The organism is Duganella paludis, from assembly GCF_054461335.1.
Window position 1 is genome coordinate 4,661,560 of sequence record NZ_CM136922.1, and the last position, 14,870, is coordinate 4,676,429.

At 64.3% G+C, this 14,870-nt stretch carries 10 protein-coding genes; 9 read left to right on the plus strand and 1 reads right to left on the minus strand.

Annotated elements, in window-relative coordinates; genetic code table 11:
- Window positions 1–30: 30 nt before the first annotated feature.
- The 4 genes from ACXZ1M_RS20515 to ACXZ1M_RS20530 all read left to right on the plus strand — a co-directional run bounded on the left by ACXZ1M_RS20515 (window position 31) and on the right by ACXZ1M_RS20530 (window position 7,221).
- Window positions 31–2,331, plus strand: coding sequence for an ATP-binding protein (locus ACXZ1M_RS20515; RefSeq protein WP_459049482.1), 2,301 nt, complete (start codon window positions 31–33; stop codon window positions 2,329–2,331).
- Window positions 2,332–2,436: 105 nt separating this feature from the next.
- Entirely contained in the window at window positions 2,437–4,275 is a 1,839-nt protein-coding gene (locus ACXZ1M_RS20520) for a putative bifunctional diguanylate cyclase/phosphodiesterase (protein ID WP_459049483.1), read from the plus strand.
- Window positions 4,276–4,378: 103 nt separating this feature from the next.
- Complete coding sequence (locus ACXZ1M_RS20525; protein WP_459049484.1) at window positions 4,379–5,593, plus strand: MFS transporter; 1,215 nt, start codon at window positions 4,379–4,381, stop codon at window positions 5,591–5,593.
- Entirely contained in the window at window positions 5,590–7,221 is a 1,632-nt protein-coding gene (locus ACXZ1M_RS20530) for a glycoside hydrolase family 43 protein (RefSeq protein WP_459049485.1), read from the plus strand. The genes ACXZ1M_RS20525 and ACXZ1M_RS20530 overlap by 4 nt, the downstream gene beginning before the upstream one ends.
- Here the strand turns inward: ACXZ1M_RS20530 and ACXZ1M_RS20535 are convergent.
- Complete coding sequence (locus ACXZ1M_RS20535; protein WP_459049486.1) at window positions 7,208–7,810, minus strand: PEP-CTERM sorting domain-containing protein; 603 nt, start codon at window positions 7,808–7,810, stop codon at window positions 7,208–7,210. The two genes, ACXZ1M_RS20530 and ACXZ1M_RS20535, sit on opposite strands and share 14 nt — an antisense overlap.
- A 273-nt stretch (window positions 7,811–8,083) precedes the next feature.
- Here ACXZ1M_RS20535 and ACXZ1M_RS20540 point away from each other — a divergent pair, with 273 nt between their 5' ends.
- The 5 genes from ACXZ1M_RS20540 (at window position 8,084) to xylF (ending at window position 14,699) form a co-directional block, all read left to right on the plus strand.
- Window positions 8,084–9,523, plus strand: coding sequence for a GDSL-type esterase/lipase family protein (locus ACXZ1M_RS20540; RefSeq protein ID WP_459049487.1), 1,440 nt, complete (start codon window positions 8,084–8,086; stop codon window positions 9,521–9,523).
- A complete protein-coding gene (locus ACXZ1M_RS20545) occupies window positions 9,523–11,415 on the plus strand; it encodes an exo-alpha-sialidase (protein WP_459049488.1) in 1,893 nt (630 codons plus the stop codon). Before ACXZ1M_RS20540 ends, ACXZ1M_RS20545 begins: the two co-directional genes overlap by 1 nt.
- A 145-nt stretch (window positions 11,416–11,560) precedes the next feature.
- Entirely contained in the window at window positions 11,561–12,775 is a 1,215-nt protein-coding gene (locus ACXZ1M_RS20550) for a XylR family transcriptional regulator (protein WP_459049489.1), read from the plus strand.
- An 84-nt stretch (window positions 12,776–12,859) separates the two neighbouring features.
- On the plus strand, window positions 12,860–13,639 hold the full coding sequence (locus ACXZ1M_RS20555) for an SDR family NAD(P)-dependent oxidoreductase (RefSeq protein ID WP_459049490.1): 780 nt from the start codon (window positions 12,860–12,862) through the stop codon (window positions 13,637–13,639).
- Between the two features lie 55 nt (window positions 13,640–13,694).
- The gene (xylF, locus tag ACXZ1M_RS20560; protein ID WP_459049491.1) at window positions 13,695–14,699 is read left to right on the plus strand and encodes a D-xylose ABC transporter substrate-binding protein; all 1,005 of its coding nucleotides are present in this window, start codon (window positions 13,695–13,697) and stop codon (window positions 14,697–14,699) included.
- Window positions 14,700–14,870 lie beyond the last annotated feature (171 nt).

The window sequence follows — 14,870 nt, forward strand, 5'->3', positions numbered from 1 at the left end:
CGCTAATTACAACTACCCAGCGAGCCTCCCTTGATCGACAGTCCTCCGGTACGCGCCTTGCGCGCCGCCCTGCACCGGCATACAGAGATGCTGGAAGACGGCGACCAGGACCTGCAGGGCTGGCGCAACCGGCTGCTCGATGGCCTGTGCGCCGTGGCGTTCTGGCTCGGCCTGCTTGTGGTGGTGCCCAGCATGTGGGGCGGCGCGCGGCAGGGACATTGGCCGCTGGTGGCGACCGACCTCATCGCTCTGGCCGGCACCGGCTGGCTGCACTACCGTCGCGACATCGCCTATGCATCGCGGGCGCTGGGGTTGGTGGGCATCGCTTACCTGCTCGCCGTGGTGTTGCTGTTTTCGCTCGGCCCGCTGTCGCAGATTTATCTACTGGCCGTGCCCGTGTTGTGCACGGTGCTGATCGGCAGCGCCGCCGCCGTGCTGGCCCTGCTGTGCTGCGCGGCCACCTTATTCCTGGCCGGCTATGTCGGCGGCATCCAACCGGGCATGGAGGTGGTGGCGGTCAGCCCGCTGGCGCACTGGGCCATCCTGAGCGTGAATTTCCTGCTGGTGTCGACCGTGCTGACCTTGTCCTGCACCTATTTGCTGCATGGGCTGGTCGGTGCGCTGGCGCGTCAGCGCGCCACGCATGCGCGCAGTCACGACAACGAAGTGCGCTACCGGCAGACGCTGGAAGCCCAGATCGCCACCCTGCATGCGCGCGAGGCGGATTTGCGGGCCTCGCAGGCCAGTCATGCGGAGTCGCTGGCGGCGCAGCGCGCGGCGGAGGTGTCCAACCAGCTCAAGAGTGATTTCCTGGCGATGATCAGCCACGAAGTGCGCACGCCGCTCGGCGGCGTGATCGGCATGCTGCGCTCGGCGCTGAAGGAGCGCGGCCTGGCGCTTGAGACGCGCAACAAGCTTCAGCTCAGCCTGAACAACGCCGAGGTGCTGCTGCAAATCATCAACGACATTCTCGACTTTTCGCGCCTGGAGGCGGGCAAGATGCCGCTGGAGTCGCTCGATTTCGATCTGCCCGCATTGCTGCGCGATGTGACAGGCTTGCTGGCGGAACGCGCCGAGGCCAAGGGCATCGCCGTGCTCACCGAGGTCGACGCGGCGCTGCCAGTCTGGTGGCGCGGCGATCCGACGCGCTTGCGGCAGGTGGTGGTCAACCTGCTGGGCAACGGCATCAAGTTCACCGAGCGCGGCGAGGTGCGCGTGAGCGTGGCGGCAGACGGCGAGCAGGGCATCGTCCTCACCGTGCGTGACACCGGCATCGGCATCGAGGTCGATGCCATCGGCCGGCTGTTCCAGAAGTTCGAACAGGCCGATGCGGCCATTGCGCGCAAGTACGGCGGCACAGGCCTGGGGCTGGCGATCTGCAAGCACATCGTCGCGGCGATGGGCGGGCAGATCGAGGCCAGCAGCGAGCCCGGCGTGGGCAGCGTGTTCCGCGTGCATTTGCCGCTGGCGCACGGCGTGCCTGTGCCGGTGCGCATGCTGGAGGATTGCCGTCCGCATGCGGCGCGCCTGGCCGTGCTGTGCGCGGAGGATGGCAGTACCAATCAAGTGATCTTGCGCGAGCTGCTGGGCAATATGGGCCATGCCGTCACGATGGTCGAGGACGGTCAGGCCGCGCTGGAGCAATTGGCGGCGCGCGATTTCGATCTGGTGATCATGGATGGCCGCATGCCGCGCATGGATGGCTTGGCGGCCCTGCAGCGTCTGCGCGCCGGGCTGGACGACGTGCGCAATGCCGCCGTGCCGGTGATCGCGCTGACGGCCAACGCGGCCGCCGAGGATCGGCAACGTTTCCTGATGGCCGGCGCCAGTGCCTTCCTGGCCAAGCCGATTGATGAAGTCGCGTTGCATGCGGAGATTGCGCGCCAGCTCGACGCGCTGCTGGCGCAGGGCCGGCTGCTGATCGGCGAGCAGCAAGCCATGGCGGCGGGCGCACCGGCGCTGGCCGAGCTGGACGCCATGTTCGGCGTGGATGCGCTGGCACCGTTCGGCACGCGGCGTTCGGAACCGGCCGAAATGACAGGCGAGGGCGACAAGCTGTTCCGCGCCATGCGGTCGGCGTTCCTGGTCGAAGGGCCGCGCCTGCTGGCGGTGGCGCGGCAGGGCGCGCGGGACGGCAACGCGCTGGCCGTGGCGCTGGCCGCGCATAGCCTGATGGGCGCGGCGGCCTTCCTTGGCGCGGATACGCTGCACGCGTGCTGCGCCCGCATCGAGAAGCTGGCCGACGCCGGCGAGCTGGAGGCCATCGCGCCGCACTTGGCGGCGCTGCGGTTGGAGCTGGCGCACACCCTGGCGGAGATGACGCCTGCTTGACACCCATGTAGGGTATTTGTAACAGCCGCCGCGACATTCGCTGGATTTTCTATTTGACAACACGTACAGTCAGAATGGGATATAGCCAACGCGATTGGAACGGCAATGTACGAGGGCTTGGGCGATAAGGCGATTAACTGGATCACGGCCATCGGCGCCTTGGTGTCGCTGGCCTGCGGCTGCATCCTGCTGATATCGCAAATCTATCCGGTCTCGATGTACGCCGACCTCGGCGCGGGCTTGCTGCTGACGGCGGTCTACCTCCTGCGCAAAAAAATCCCTGCCCGCAAGCGCCTGGCCCTGATCGTGCTGATCGGCATGGTGGTGGGGGTGATCGCCATCGTGCAAAGCCCGGTCGCGGCCGACGGGCTGATGGTGCTGGCGGCCGTGATGACGGTGTCGTTCACCAACTGGTCCGGCGTGCGCTCGCTGATTTTTCCCGTGCTGTGCCTGCTGTCGCTGGTGGGCATCGCCATCGCCGTCAGCATGGGCGTGCTGATCTTCGACAACCAGGAAATCATCAACCTCAACACCGGCGAGCTGTGGCTGATTTCGGCCATGACGCTGGCGCTGCTGGGCACCACGCTGGGCGGCTCCATCCACGATCTGAAGACCAAGCTGTTCAAGAAGCTCAATGAGCTGGAAGTGGTCAACGCCAAGCTGTTCAACGTGGCCTACACGGACAGCGTGACCGGTCTGGCCAACCGCCAGAGCCTGGCGCTGAAGGTGGACGAGCATCTGGCCGCCGGCGGGCAGGGCGTGCTGCTGGTGATCGACGTCATCAAGTTCCGCCTGTTCAATGCACTCAACGGCAACATCGCCGGCGACAAGCTGCTGTGCGACCTCAGCGCCGTGCTCAAGCGCCTGTGCAACGGCTGCTTCATCGCCCGCCTGCCCGGCGCGCAATTCGCCGCCTGGATGCCGAATGCCACCGAGCCGCGCGTGCAGCAGTTCTTTGCCGACCTGCAGGACGACGCCCACCACCAGCCCAGCAGCGAAGTCCGCAGCGTGCGCTTTGCCGCCGCCTTCGCGCGCGCGCCGCTGAACGGCGACGATTGCCACGAGCTGGTGAAGAACGTCGACGTGGCCCTGACCATCGCGCGCAAGGCGCCGCCCGGCCCGGCGCTGGAGTTCACGCCGGACATGGCGAGCCAGATCCGCAGCTACAACCTGCTCAAGCAGACCGTGCATCAGGCGATGGAGAACGGTGGTTTTTATCCGGTCTATCAAACCAAGATCAATCCGCGCACCGGCCAGGTCCACGGCGCCGAAGGCCTGGCGCGCATGAAGAGCGTGGACGGCGACACGCCGCCCGGTCCCGCGCAGTTCATCCCCATCGTGCACGAGGAGGGCTGGATGATGAGCTTTGGCGCCACGATGCTGCGCGCCATCATCAACGACATTCCCCTGCTGGTGCAGGCGCTGGGGCAAGACACCAAAATCTCCGCCAACGTGTCGCCGCCGCTGTTCCTGGCGCCGCATTTCCTGGAGGAGGTGCAGACCGCGCTGAGTGTGGCGCAGGTCGATCCACGCCACCTGGTGATCGAGATTACCGAGGAGGTGTTTGCCGCCGACCTGGCGCAGATCGTCGCCGTGACGGGTGAGCTGCGCAGCCTGGGTGTGGGCATTTCGCTGGACGACTTCGGCGCCGGCTTTTCGTCGCTGAGCTACCTGCGGCTGGTGACGTTTGATGAAATCAAGATCGACCGCTCCTTCATCAAGGATATCGCCACCGATGAAGTGAGCCTGCTGCTGTTCCGCTCCATGTGCCAGCTGGGTCGCGACCTGGGCAGCGTGGTGGTGGCCGAAGGCGTGGAGGACGAGGCGCAACTGGCCAAGGTGTGCGAACACGGCTGCGATCTGGTGCAGGGCTTCTACTATTCGCGTCCGCTGCCGCTGGATTCCCTGCAGGCCGCGCGGGAAAGCGCCAGCGCAACCAGCTAGGTTGCGCAATCATTTGCACCAATATTGTGCTATCGTTGCGATCCCGTAATGAGATGATTGCGCAAACATGATAGCTTCAAAGATCCGGGGACTACGCTGGTGGATGATCAGTCTGATCATGCTGGGCGCGGTCATCAACTACCTCACCCGTAGCACGCTGGCGGTGGCGGCACCGACGCTGCTCACCGACCTTGGCATCACGACCAAGGAATACTCGTACATCACCGCTGCGTTCCAGGGCGCCATCATGTTGCAGCCGCTGTGCGGCTATGTGCTCGACGTGATCGGTTTGAAGTACGGCTTCGCCATCTTTGCGACGGCGTGGTCGGTGGTGTGCATGTTCCATGGCATGGCGACCAACTGGCAGACCCTGGCCGTGCTGCGCGGCATGCTGGGGCTGGCCGAGGGTTCGGCCAATCCGGCCGGCATGAAGGCGGTGTCGGAATGGTTCCCGGCCAAGGAGCGCGGCATGGCGGGCGGCATCTTCAATATCGGTGCATCGTTCGGCTCGATGCTGGCGCCGCCGCTGGTGGTGTGGGCCATCCTGCATTACAACTGGCAGTCGGCGTTTGTGATCACGGGCGCGCTCGGCCTGGTGTGGGTGGCGGCCTGGCTGCTGCTGTACGACGCACCGGCGCGTCATCGCCGTTTGTCGGCTGAAGAGGCGCAGCATATCGCGGCCGGGCAGGAGCAGCATCTGGACGGCGGCGGCAAGCGTCCTTCCATTATCAGCATACTCAAGATGCGCAATTTCTGGGGTATTGCGCTGCCGCGCTTCCTGGCAGATCCGGCGTGGGGCACGCTGGCGTTCTGGGTGCCGCTGTACCTGACCACGGTGCGGCATTTCGACCTGGCGCAGATTGCGATGTTCGCCTGGCTGCCGTTCCTGGCGGCCGACCTCGGTTGCCTGTTCGGCCCGGCCGTGGTACTGGCGCTGCAAAAGCGCGGCGTGCGCTTGATCAATGCGCGGCGCGGCGCGTTCACGCTGGGTGCCTGCATGATGATGGGCGTGGCGTTTGTCGGCTTTGTCGAGAGCCCGTATGCGGCGATCGCCTTGCTCAGCCTGGCCGGCTTTGCGCACCAGACCTTGTCGGTCACCGTCATCACCATGTCGTCGGACCTGTTCCGCCGCAACGAGGTGGCCACGGTGGCCGGCATGTGCGGCACCTTCGGCAACCTCGGCCTCCTGATCTTCTCGTTGATGATCGGCGGCCTGATGGCGAGCGTGGGCTATACGCCGTTCTTTATCAGCCTGGCCGTGCTGGACCTGGTGGCGGCCGCCTTGCTTTGGATTTTGGTACGAGAGAAAACAGCATGATTCAAAACCCTATCCTGACCGGTTTCAATCCCGATCCTTCCATCGTCCGCGTGGGCGATGACTACTACATCGCCACTTCCACCTTCGAGTGGTTTCCCGGCGTGCAGATTCATCATTCGCGCGACCTGGTGAACTGGCGTTTGCTGACGCGTCCGCTCACGCGCGCCAGCCAGCTCAATATGCTCGGTGCGCCGGATTCCTGCGGCGTGTGGGCGCCTTGCCTGACTTATGCGGACGGCTTGTTCTGGCTGATCTACACGGACGTCAAGCGCTACGGTCGCACCTCGACCGGCGGCGCTACCGGCAGCGCCTCGCTGCGCGATTTCCACAACTATCTGGTGACCAGCCCGAGCATTGAAGGGCCGTGGTCCGATCCGGTGTATCTGAACAGCAGCGGCTTCGATCCGTCGCTGTTCCATGACGATGACGGCCGCAAGTATCTGCTCAACCAGCTGTGGGATCACCGCCCTGGCAGCAACCGCTTTGCCGGCATCGTGGCGCAGGAGTATTCGGTGCAGGAGGGCCGGCTGGTCGGCAAGCGCGAGAATATCTTCAAGGGCACGGCGCATGGCTTGACCGAGGCGCCGCATCTGTACAAGCGCGACGGCTACTACTACCTGCTCACCGCCGAGGGCGGCACCGGCTGGAATCACGGCGTGACGATGGCGCGCTCACGCAGCCTGAGCGGGCCGTATGAGCTGCATCCGGAGCAGACGATCCTCAGCTCGCGCCATCGTCCCGATGCGGCGCTGCAAAGGGCTGGGCATGCGGATCTGGTGGAAACGCCGGATGGGCAGACCTACATGGTCTACCTGTGCGGTCGGCCATTGCGCAATCGCGGCACCTGCACGCTGGGGCGCGAGACGGCGATCCAGCCGATGGTGTGGAGCGAGGATGGCTGGCTGCGCACCACCGATGGCACCGGAGCCGCGCAGTTGACGGCGCCCGCGCCGGGCTTGCCCGAACATCGCTTCGAGGCCGAGCCGGAGCGCGCGGAATTCGATGCACCGCAGCTGCCGCTGGCGTTCCAGTGGCTGCGCACGCCGTGGCCGGAGGAGTTGTTCAGCCTGTCCGCACGGGCGGGGCATCTGCGCTTGTATGGCCGCGAAACCTTGGGCAGCCAGTTCCGTCAGGCGCTAGTGGCGCGGCGTCAGCAATCGCACTGCTACAGCGCATCGACGGTGGTGGAGTTCGAGCCTGAGCATTACCAGCAGCAGGCCGGGCTGGTGTGCTACTACGGCGGCGCCAAGTTCCACTATCTGTACATCACGCATGCTGAGGAAGTGGGCAGGCATCTGCGCGTGATGACCAGCCTGCCGAACCACGTGCAGACCGACACCTTCACGGCGCCAATCGCGTTGCCGTCCGGCGTGCCGGTGCAGTTGCGCGTGGAGGTGGATGAGGAGCGCCTGTACTTCGCTTATCGAGTCGATGATGGCGAGTGGCAATGGCTGCCGCAGCAATTCGACGCCAGCATCCTGTCGGACGAAGCCAACGCCCCCGGCCAGCCCAACTTCACAGGCGCGTTTGTCGGCATGGCCTGCCAGGACATGGCCGGCACCGGCCTGCACGCCGACTTCGATTACTTCGAATACCGCGAGCGTCCGTACTGCATCAACCCTCGCTAGGCTGCTGGCGGCGGCGGGCGGCGAAGCCTAGCAGGCCCAGGCCGGCCAGCAGCATCGCTGCGGTGGTCGGTTCCGGCACCGGGGTGCTGATCACTGGCGCCGTGGCCGAGTAGGTGCGGAAGGTGTAGTCGTATTGCGCGAAGGCCGTGTAGTCGTTGGCGTAGGCCATGCCGTACTGGTAGCTGTCGGTGGAGCCGGCCAGGACGTGGTAGGGGATGTCGCTGGTGAAGACCAGGAAGTAGGTTTTGCCTGCGACCGCCGTTACCGGCGACCAGAAGGTGTCTACCCAGGTCGAACCTATGCCACGGGCCACGCCTTCGGCCAGCTTGGTGCCGCCTTGCGAGGGCAGTGCGTCCCACAGGGCGATGACCAGGGGGCCGGCCTCTTCGGTTTGGCGCAGCTGGACGCCGGCGCCGGTGATGGTGTCCGCGGCGGTCTGGAAGGATTGCGCCAGGCCGCTGGCGTACAGGCCGGCCATGGGCAGCAAGTTGTCGGTCTGGCTCTGGTCGATGGTGTTTTGGGCCAAGGCCAGCGGTGCGGTAAGCGCAAAGCAGCTGGCAAGCAGGCAGGAAGGCATAAGCGAGCGCATGGCGTTCTCCTCGTGTAAAGCCGGGCATATGGAAGCTGCGCTATGCTCGCCGGACAACACGGCAGCGCGCTATGGTTGTTGAGTCACTATCGTTTGTTTCTTTATTGCAGTTGGAGTCATTGTATTGAGCTTGAGGCCGCCAGAATGTGCGCGCACGCACGCAGGCGGTCGCGGCTGGATTTAATATCATTGCGTTGATTGGTGAATTTCGTAATTGCCCTGCGTGACTGGTGACAGCACAATGGTGCCCATAAAAAATAAGTGAGACATCCCATGCATATCCGCCTTGCCGCCATCCTGGCCGTGTTGTCTTCTTCCGCTTTCGCGGCCGCTCCCCAAGACTTGAACGTGTATGCCGGCCGTCCGTTGGCCTCCTGGCACATCAGCGTTTCCGACTTTGAAACCAGTAAGACTCTGAGCGGCGACAAGGTGGCAATCGCCGGCCAGCCCAAGGTGCCGGAAAGCGTGGTGGCGGTCAGCAAGTCCACCAAGGCTAGGCAGAAGGATGCGCTGACCCTGGATTTCAACAAAGCCTGGTACGCCAGCCTGCGCGTCGATGGCGGCAAGCCGGTCGACCTGCGGCCCTACGTGGCGCAAGGCGTGCTGGCGCTGGACGTCAATGTGCACGAACTGTCCGACGGCGGCATCACCTTCAAGCTGCGCTGTGGCAAGGAATGCGAACGCAGCGTGCCTTACCTGATTTCCGCGCGCGAGATGGCCGGCAAGGGCTGGCAGCACCTGGTGTTTTCGATGAGCTGCTTCTACCGTGAAGGCGACGACTTCAGCGCCATCACTCAGCCGTTCGCGCTGGACGGCAGCGGCGTCGGCAAGGTCTCCATCGCCAACGTCAAGTATCAGATGCGCGGCACGCCCAACGCCGCCTGCCCTGATTACAAGACCGTCTCCGTCACGCCTGATAAACTCAACGAGTCGTGGTCGATCAAGTGGTGGACTCCGCGCCACGAGAAGAAGCTGGCGGAAGCCAAGCAGCTGGGCAAGAGCGCGCAAGTGGTGTTCATCGGCGATTCCATCACCGAGGGCTGGGAGAAGGACGGTGCGCCGGTCTGGGAGCGTTATTACAAGCCGCTCAACGGCCTGGCGCTCGGCTTCGGTGGCGACCGCACCGAGAACGTGCTGTGGCGCCTGCTGCACGGCGAGGTAGACGAGATCGCGCCCAAGGTCGCTGTGTTGATGTTCGGCACCAACAACACCGGCCATCGCCAGGAAGATCCGAAGACCACGGCCATCGGCATCAAGCGCAATATCGACGAGCTGCAGAAGCGCCTGCCGGACACCAAGATCCTGCTGCTGGCAATCTTCCCGCGCGGCGAAAAGCCGAGCGACCAGCTGCGCCAGATTAACGAGCAGGTGAACACCATCATCGCCGGCTATGCCGACAATCAGAAGGTGTTCTTCGCCAACATCAATCAGGCCTTCCTGCAGCCGGATGGCACGCTGTTGCGCGACATCATGCCGGACCTGCTGCACCCGAACCAGAAGGGCTACGAGATCTGGGCCAAGGCCATGGCGCCGGAACTGAAGAAGCTTCTGCCGGCGGCCGAGCAGTACGCCTGGGATAACGTCGCCATCGGCGGCAGCGGCTTCGTTTCCGGCCTGGTCACCAGCAAGACTGAGAAGGACTTGATCTACGCCCGCACCGATGTCGGCGGCGCCTATCGCTGGGACGTAAAAAAAAACGCTGGATTCCCCTGATGGATTGGGTGTCCGATAAGGACACCGGCCTGCTTGGCATCGAATCGCTGGCGATCGACCCATCTTCGCCCAACAAGCTGTACCTCACCACCGGCATCGCCTACCTCAACGGCGGTGCCAGCACCATTCTCAAGTCGGACGACTACGGCCGCAGCTTCAAGCGCATCGACGTCACCAGCCAGTTCAAGATCCACGGCAACGGCATGGGACGCGGCAACGGCGAGAAGCTGCAGGTCGATCCCAACAACGGCAAGATTCTTTACCTCGGCACGCGCGCCAACGGACTGTTCCGCAGCACCGACGAGGGCCTGAGCTGGCATCGCCTGGACGCGCTCGACGTCACCACCACCAACAACAACAACGGCATCAGCTTCGTGCTGCTCGACGGCGGCAAGATATTCGTCGGCGTCTCGCGCTTCGGCACCGTGGGCGAGAATATGTATGTGTCGGCCGACGGCGGCGCCAGCTTCCAGGCCATGAAGGGCGGCCCGCAGCAGCTGATGCCGCACCGTGCCGTGGTCGCCAACGGCAAGCTGGTGGTGACTTTCGCCAAAGGCGCAGGCCCGCATGCGGACAAGGCCAAGGGCGAGGGCCTGGAGGAGGGCGGCGTGTGGCAGTACGACATCGCCGGCCGCCAGTGGCGCGACATTTCGCCGCCGTTGAACCGCGCCTACGCCGGCATCACGGTCGATCCGCGCAATCCGCTGCGCATGGTGGTGTCCACCATTTCGCACTACCAGATGCGCGGCGGCATCGGCGACCAGTTCTATGAAACGCTGGACGGCGGCAAAAGCTGGAACAGCATCGTCGCCAATGGCGTGACCATCGATTCCAACGGCGTCAGCTGGATCGCCGGCAGCTTCATCCACTGGACCGCCAGCATCGAGTTCGATCCCTTCGACAGCCGCCGCTTGATGGCGGTGTCGGGCAACGGCGTGTTCGTCTCCAATGAGATCCATGGCGACAAGCCGGTGTGGAAATTCGAGGACCGGGGCCTGGAGGAATCGGTGCCGCTGAACCTTGTGAGCATCCCGGGCGGGCCGTTGATTTCCGCCATCGGCGACTACGACGGCTTCCGCCATACCGACGTGACCGAGTATTCGCCCATCCACACGCCGACCATGGGCACCACCTGGGGCCTGGACTACGCCGCGCGCGATCCAAACGTGGTGGTGCGGGCCGGCACGGCGATGTACATCTCGCGCGACATGGCCCTGACCTGGAAGAAAACCGCCAGCATGCACGGCGTGAAGGGCCAATTGGCGGTCAGCGCCGACGGCAAGGTGATCGTGCACTGCCCTGAAAAGTCCACCACCTGCCACCGCAGCGCCGACGATGGCGCGACCTGGGCCGAGGTCAAGGGCCTGAACACGCAGCGCGGCCGCGCCGTGGCCGATCCGGTCGATGCGCACAAGTTCTACGCGCTGGTTGAAGACCGCCTGCTGGTCAGCACCGACGCCGGCGCCAGCTTTGCGCCGACGGCGGCCAAGCTGGCCTCGCCGCGCGGCTCGAAGGCGGTGCGCGCCGTGCCCGGCCGCGAGGGCGACCTGTGGGTGGCGCTGTACGACGGCGGCCTGGCGCGCTCCACCGATTCCGGCGCCAGCTTCACGGCGCTGCCGCAGGTGCGTTACGCGGCGGCGGTGGGCTTCGGCAAGGCAGCGCCGGGCGCCGGCTTCCCCGCGGTCTATATCTGGGGCGAGGTTGGCGGCGTGCGCGGCGTGTTCCGCTCCACCGACAGCGGCGCCAGCTGGCTGCGCATCAACGACGACCAGCACCAATACGGCGGTCCCGGCGACGCCCAGTTCGTCGTCGGCGACATGAATACCTTCGGCGTGGTCTACATGAGCACGGCGGGCCGGGGCATTGTCTACGGCAAGCCCGTGGCGCCCTGAAGATGTATAAAACGTAATTGCTTAAAGGTATTTAGTGAAATTCGTTATGGAAGAAGCGAAATTTTTCATATCTGCACCATATATGCCCCGTGTGACAATGATAAAAAGGCCACATACGTCTCGGATCGGGGTAGTCGAAATGCAGATGAAGTCACACCGGATTGCGCTGCTGTTTAACGCGAACAAGATATTCGACCGCGAAGTCATCGCGGGCGTCGCCGCGTACCTGAGTTCCACGCGGGCCACCTGGGACTTGTTCCTGGAGGAGGATTTTCGCCTGCGCCTGCCCGGCATCGAGCGTTGGCAGGGCGACGGCATCATCGCCGACTTCGACGATCCGGCCGTTGCGGCGGCCCTGACGCGCAGCCGCGTGCCGGTGGTGGCGGTGGGCGGCTCGTATGAAAACCAGGCGGCCTATCCGGAGGACGTGCCCTACGTCGCCACCGACAACTTCAAACTGATCAAGATGGCGCGCGATCACCTGATCGAGGCCGGCCTGCGCCATTTCGCCATGTTCTCGCTGCCGGAAGCGCAGGAGAACCGCTGGGCGCAGGAGCGCGAGCACGCCTTCCGTTCGCTGATGGACAAGGACAAGATGGAGCCGCACATCTATCGCGGCCAGGGCACCAGCGCGCCGTCGTGGGATGAGGCGGTGGAACAGCAGATCCAGTGGCTGCACAGTCTTCCCAAGCCGGTCGGCATCATCGCCGTCACCGACGCCCGCGCGCGCCAGCTGATGCAGGCTTGTATCATGGCCGGCATCGCGGTGCCGGAGCAGGTGGCGCTGATCGGCATCGACAACGACCCGCTGGCGCGCATGCTGACCCGCATTCCGCTCAGCTCCGTGATCCAGGGCGCGCAGGAGATGGGCCGCACCGCCGCCCATTTGCTGGACCAGATGCTGCACGGCGTGCGCATGAGCGGCACGCGCGTGCTGGTGCCGCCGGTCGGCATCAACGTGCTGGCTTCGACCCAGCACGAGGCGCCCAAGCACCCGCACGTGATGCGCGCGCGCCACTTCATCCGCCAGTACGCCTGCCAGGGCATCAAGACGCACCAGGTGGCGGAGTATGTGGGGATTTCGCGGTCCTCGCTGGAGTCCTATTTCCGGCAGGAGCTCAACTGTAGCGTGCATGACGTGATCCTGCGTTTCAAGCTCGATGCCGCTACCTCCATGCTGGCGCGCGGAGAGCGCAGCATCGCCGATGTGGCGCTGTGCTGCGGCTTCACGTCCGTGCAGTATATGCACGCGGTGTTCAAGCGCGAACTCGGATGCACGCCGCGCACCTACCAGGATCGCGCCATGCTGGGCATCGTCGACGACGGCTCGGCGCTGCCGCCGCCGGTGCTGGCAGCGTAAATTATGAGTGGGATTGGTGATTTTCATAATTGCCACTAAACTGTAGGCCGGTCAAAATCGTCCAGCACCTTTGGAGATCAGACCTTGACTACACCCTACAACACGCCGCGCGAGCAGGCGATCTATCCCAGCCTGGCAGGCAAGCGCGTGGTCATCACCGGCGGCGGCAGCGGCATCGGCGCCGGCATCGTGGAAGCCTTTGCGCGCCAGGGCGCGCACGTCACCTTCCTCGACATCGCAGTCGATGATTCGCGTGCATTGCAGGCCGGCCTGTCAACGCTGCCGGCGCCGCCGGCGTTCATCCAGTGCGACCTGACCAATCTTGAAAAAGTGGCGGCCGTGTTTGCGGAGATCGGCGCGGTCGATATCCTCATCAACAACGCAGCCAACGACGACCGCCATGTCATCGGCGACGTTACGCCGGCGTACTGGGAAAACCGCATGGCGGTCAACCTGCGCCACCTGTACTTCTGCGCGCAGGCCGTGGTGCCGGGCATGCGGGCCGCAGGCGGTGGTGTGATCCTGAATTTCAGCTCCATCTCATGGCACCTCGCCTTGCCGGAGTTGACCTTGTACATGACGGCCAAAGCCGGCATCGAAGGCATGACGCGCGGCATGGCGCGCGATCTGGGACGCGACAATATCCGCGTCAACGCCGTGATTCCGGGCGGCGTGCGCACGCCGCGCCAGGAGGCGCTGTGGCACACGCCGGAGGAGGAAGCGCGCATTCTGGCCGGCCAATGCCTGCCGCAGCGCGTGGAGATCGCCGACGTGGCGGCACTGACGCTGTTCCTCGCGTCAGATAGTGCGGCACGCTGCTCCGGCCGCGAGTACTATGTGGACGCGGGCTGGTACGGCGCCTGAGGTACCATAGCGGCGCGGCACGCATCACCCCAAATAAAACTGGAGACTTGAGACGATGAAGAAATTACTGAGCACGGCGGCAATCGCCGTGATGATGGCTTTCGCAGGCGGCAACGCCATGGCCGATGCCAAGAACCCGAAGATCGGCTTCTCGATCGACGACCTGCGCCTGGAGCGCTGGGCGCGCGACCGCGACTACTTCGTCGCCGCCGCCGAAGCGCAGGGCGCCAAGGTGTTCGTGCAGTCGGCCGACGCCAGCGAGCAGCGCCAGATCGCCCAGATCGAGAACCTGATCTCGCGCGGCGTGGACGTGCTGGTGATTGTGCCCTACAACGCCACGGTGCTGACCAATGCCATCCGCGAGGCGAAGAAGGCCAAGATCAAAGTCATCTCGTATGACCGCCTGATTCTCAACGCCGACATCGACGCCTACATCTCGTTCGACAACAATATGGTGGGTCAGCTGCAAGCGCAGGGCGTGCTGGCGGTTAAACCGAAGGGCAACTTCTACCTGCTGGGCGGCGCACCGACCGATAGCAACGCCAAGATGCTGCGCGACGGCCAGCTGAAGGTGCTGCAGCCGCTGATCGACAAGGGCGACATCAAGGTGGTGGGCAAGCAGTGGGTGAAGGACTGGAGCCCGTCGGAAGCGATGTCCATCGTTGAAAACGCGCTGACCGCCAACGGCAACAAGATCGACGCCGTAGTGGCCTCCAACGACGCCACCGCTGGTGGTGCGATCCAGGCGCTGGCCTCGCAGAAGCTCGACGGCAAAGTAGCCGTATCGGGCCAGGATTCCGATCTGGCGGCGGTCAAGCGCGTGATCGCAGGCACGCAGACGCTGACGGTCTACAAGCCATTGAAGCTGATCGCATCGGAAGCGGCCAAGCTGTCGGTGCAGCTGGTGCGCGGCGAGAAGCCGGCCTTCAACGCCAAGTACAACAACGGCTTCAAGGAAGTGGACTCGGTGTTCCTGAAGCCGATCGCGCTGACCAAAGCTAATATCGATGTTGTGATCAAAGACGGTTTTTACACCCAGGCCCAACTCTCGGGCAAGTAAGCGCCAACACGTCGCGCAGGTTCTGTGGGATCTGCGCGACGATTGCTTATTATCATTCGGCCGATTGGTGAATTTCGCAATTGCCGCCAAATAGTCAAACTTGCACAATGCTTCAAAGTCGCGCGCACTGGCACCCCGCCAGTTTTGCAGCAGCGATAAAAAATACTCAGC

Excerpts from the sequence above, each read along its gene's own strand:
- ACXZ1M_RS20530 (WP_459049485.1), top strand. The coding sequence starts at position 5,590 with ATGATTCAAAACCCTATCCTGACCGGTTTCAATCCCGATCCTTCCATC.
- ACXZ1M_RS20525 (WP_459049484.1), top strand. The coding sequence starts at position 4,379 with ATGATCAGTCTGATCATGCTGGGCGCGGTCATCAACTACCTCACCCGT.
- ACXZ1M_RS20540 (WP_459049487.1), top strand. The coding sequence starts at position 8,084 with ATGCATATCCGCCTTGCCGCCATCCTGGCCGTGTTGTCTTCTTCCGCT.
- ACXZ1M_RS20520 (WP_459049483.1), top strand. The coding sequence starts at position 2,437 with ATGTACGAGGGCTTGGGCGATAAGGCGATTAACTGGATCACGGCCATC.
- ACXZ1M_RS20545 (WP_459049488.1), top strand. The coding sequence starts at position 9,523 with ATGGATTGGGTGTCCGATAAGGACACCGGCCTGCTTGGCATCGAATCG.
- ACXZ1M_RS20550 (WP_459049489.1), top strand. The coding sequence starts at position 11,561 with ATGAAGTCACACCGGATTGCGCTGCTGTTTAACGCGAACAAGATATTC.
- xylF (WP_459049491.1), top strand. The coding sequence starts at position 13,695 with ATGAAGAAATTACTGAGCACGGCGGCAATCGCCGTGATGATGGCTTTC.
- ACXZ1M_RS20535 (WP_459049486.1), bottom strand. The coding sequence starts at position 7,810 with ATGCGCTCGCTTATGCCTTCCTGCCTGCTTGCCAGCTGCTTTGCGCTT.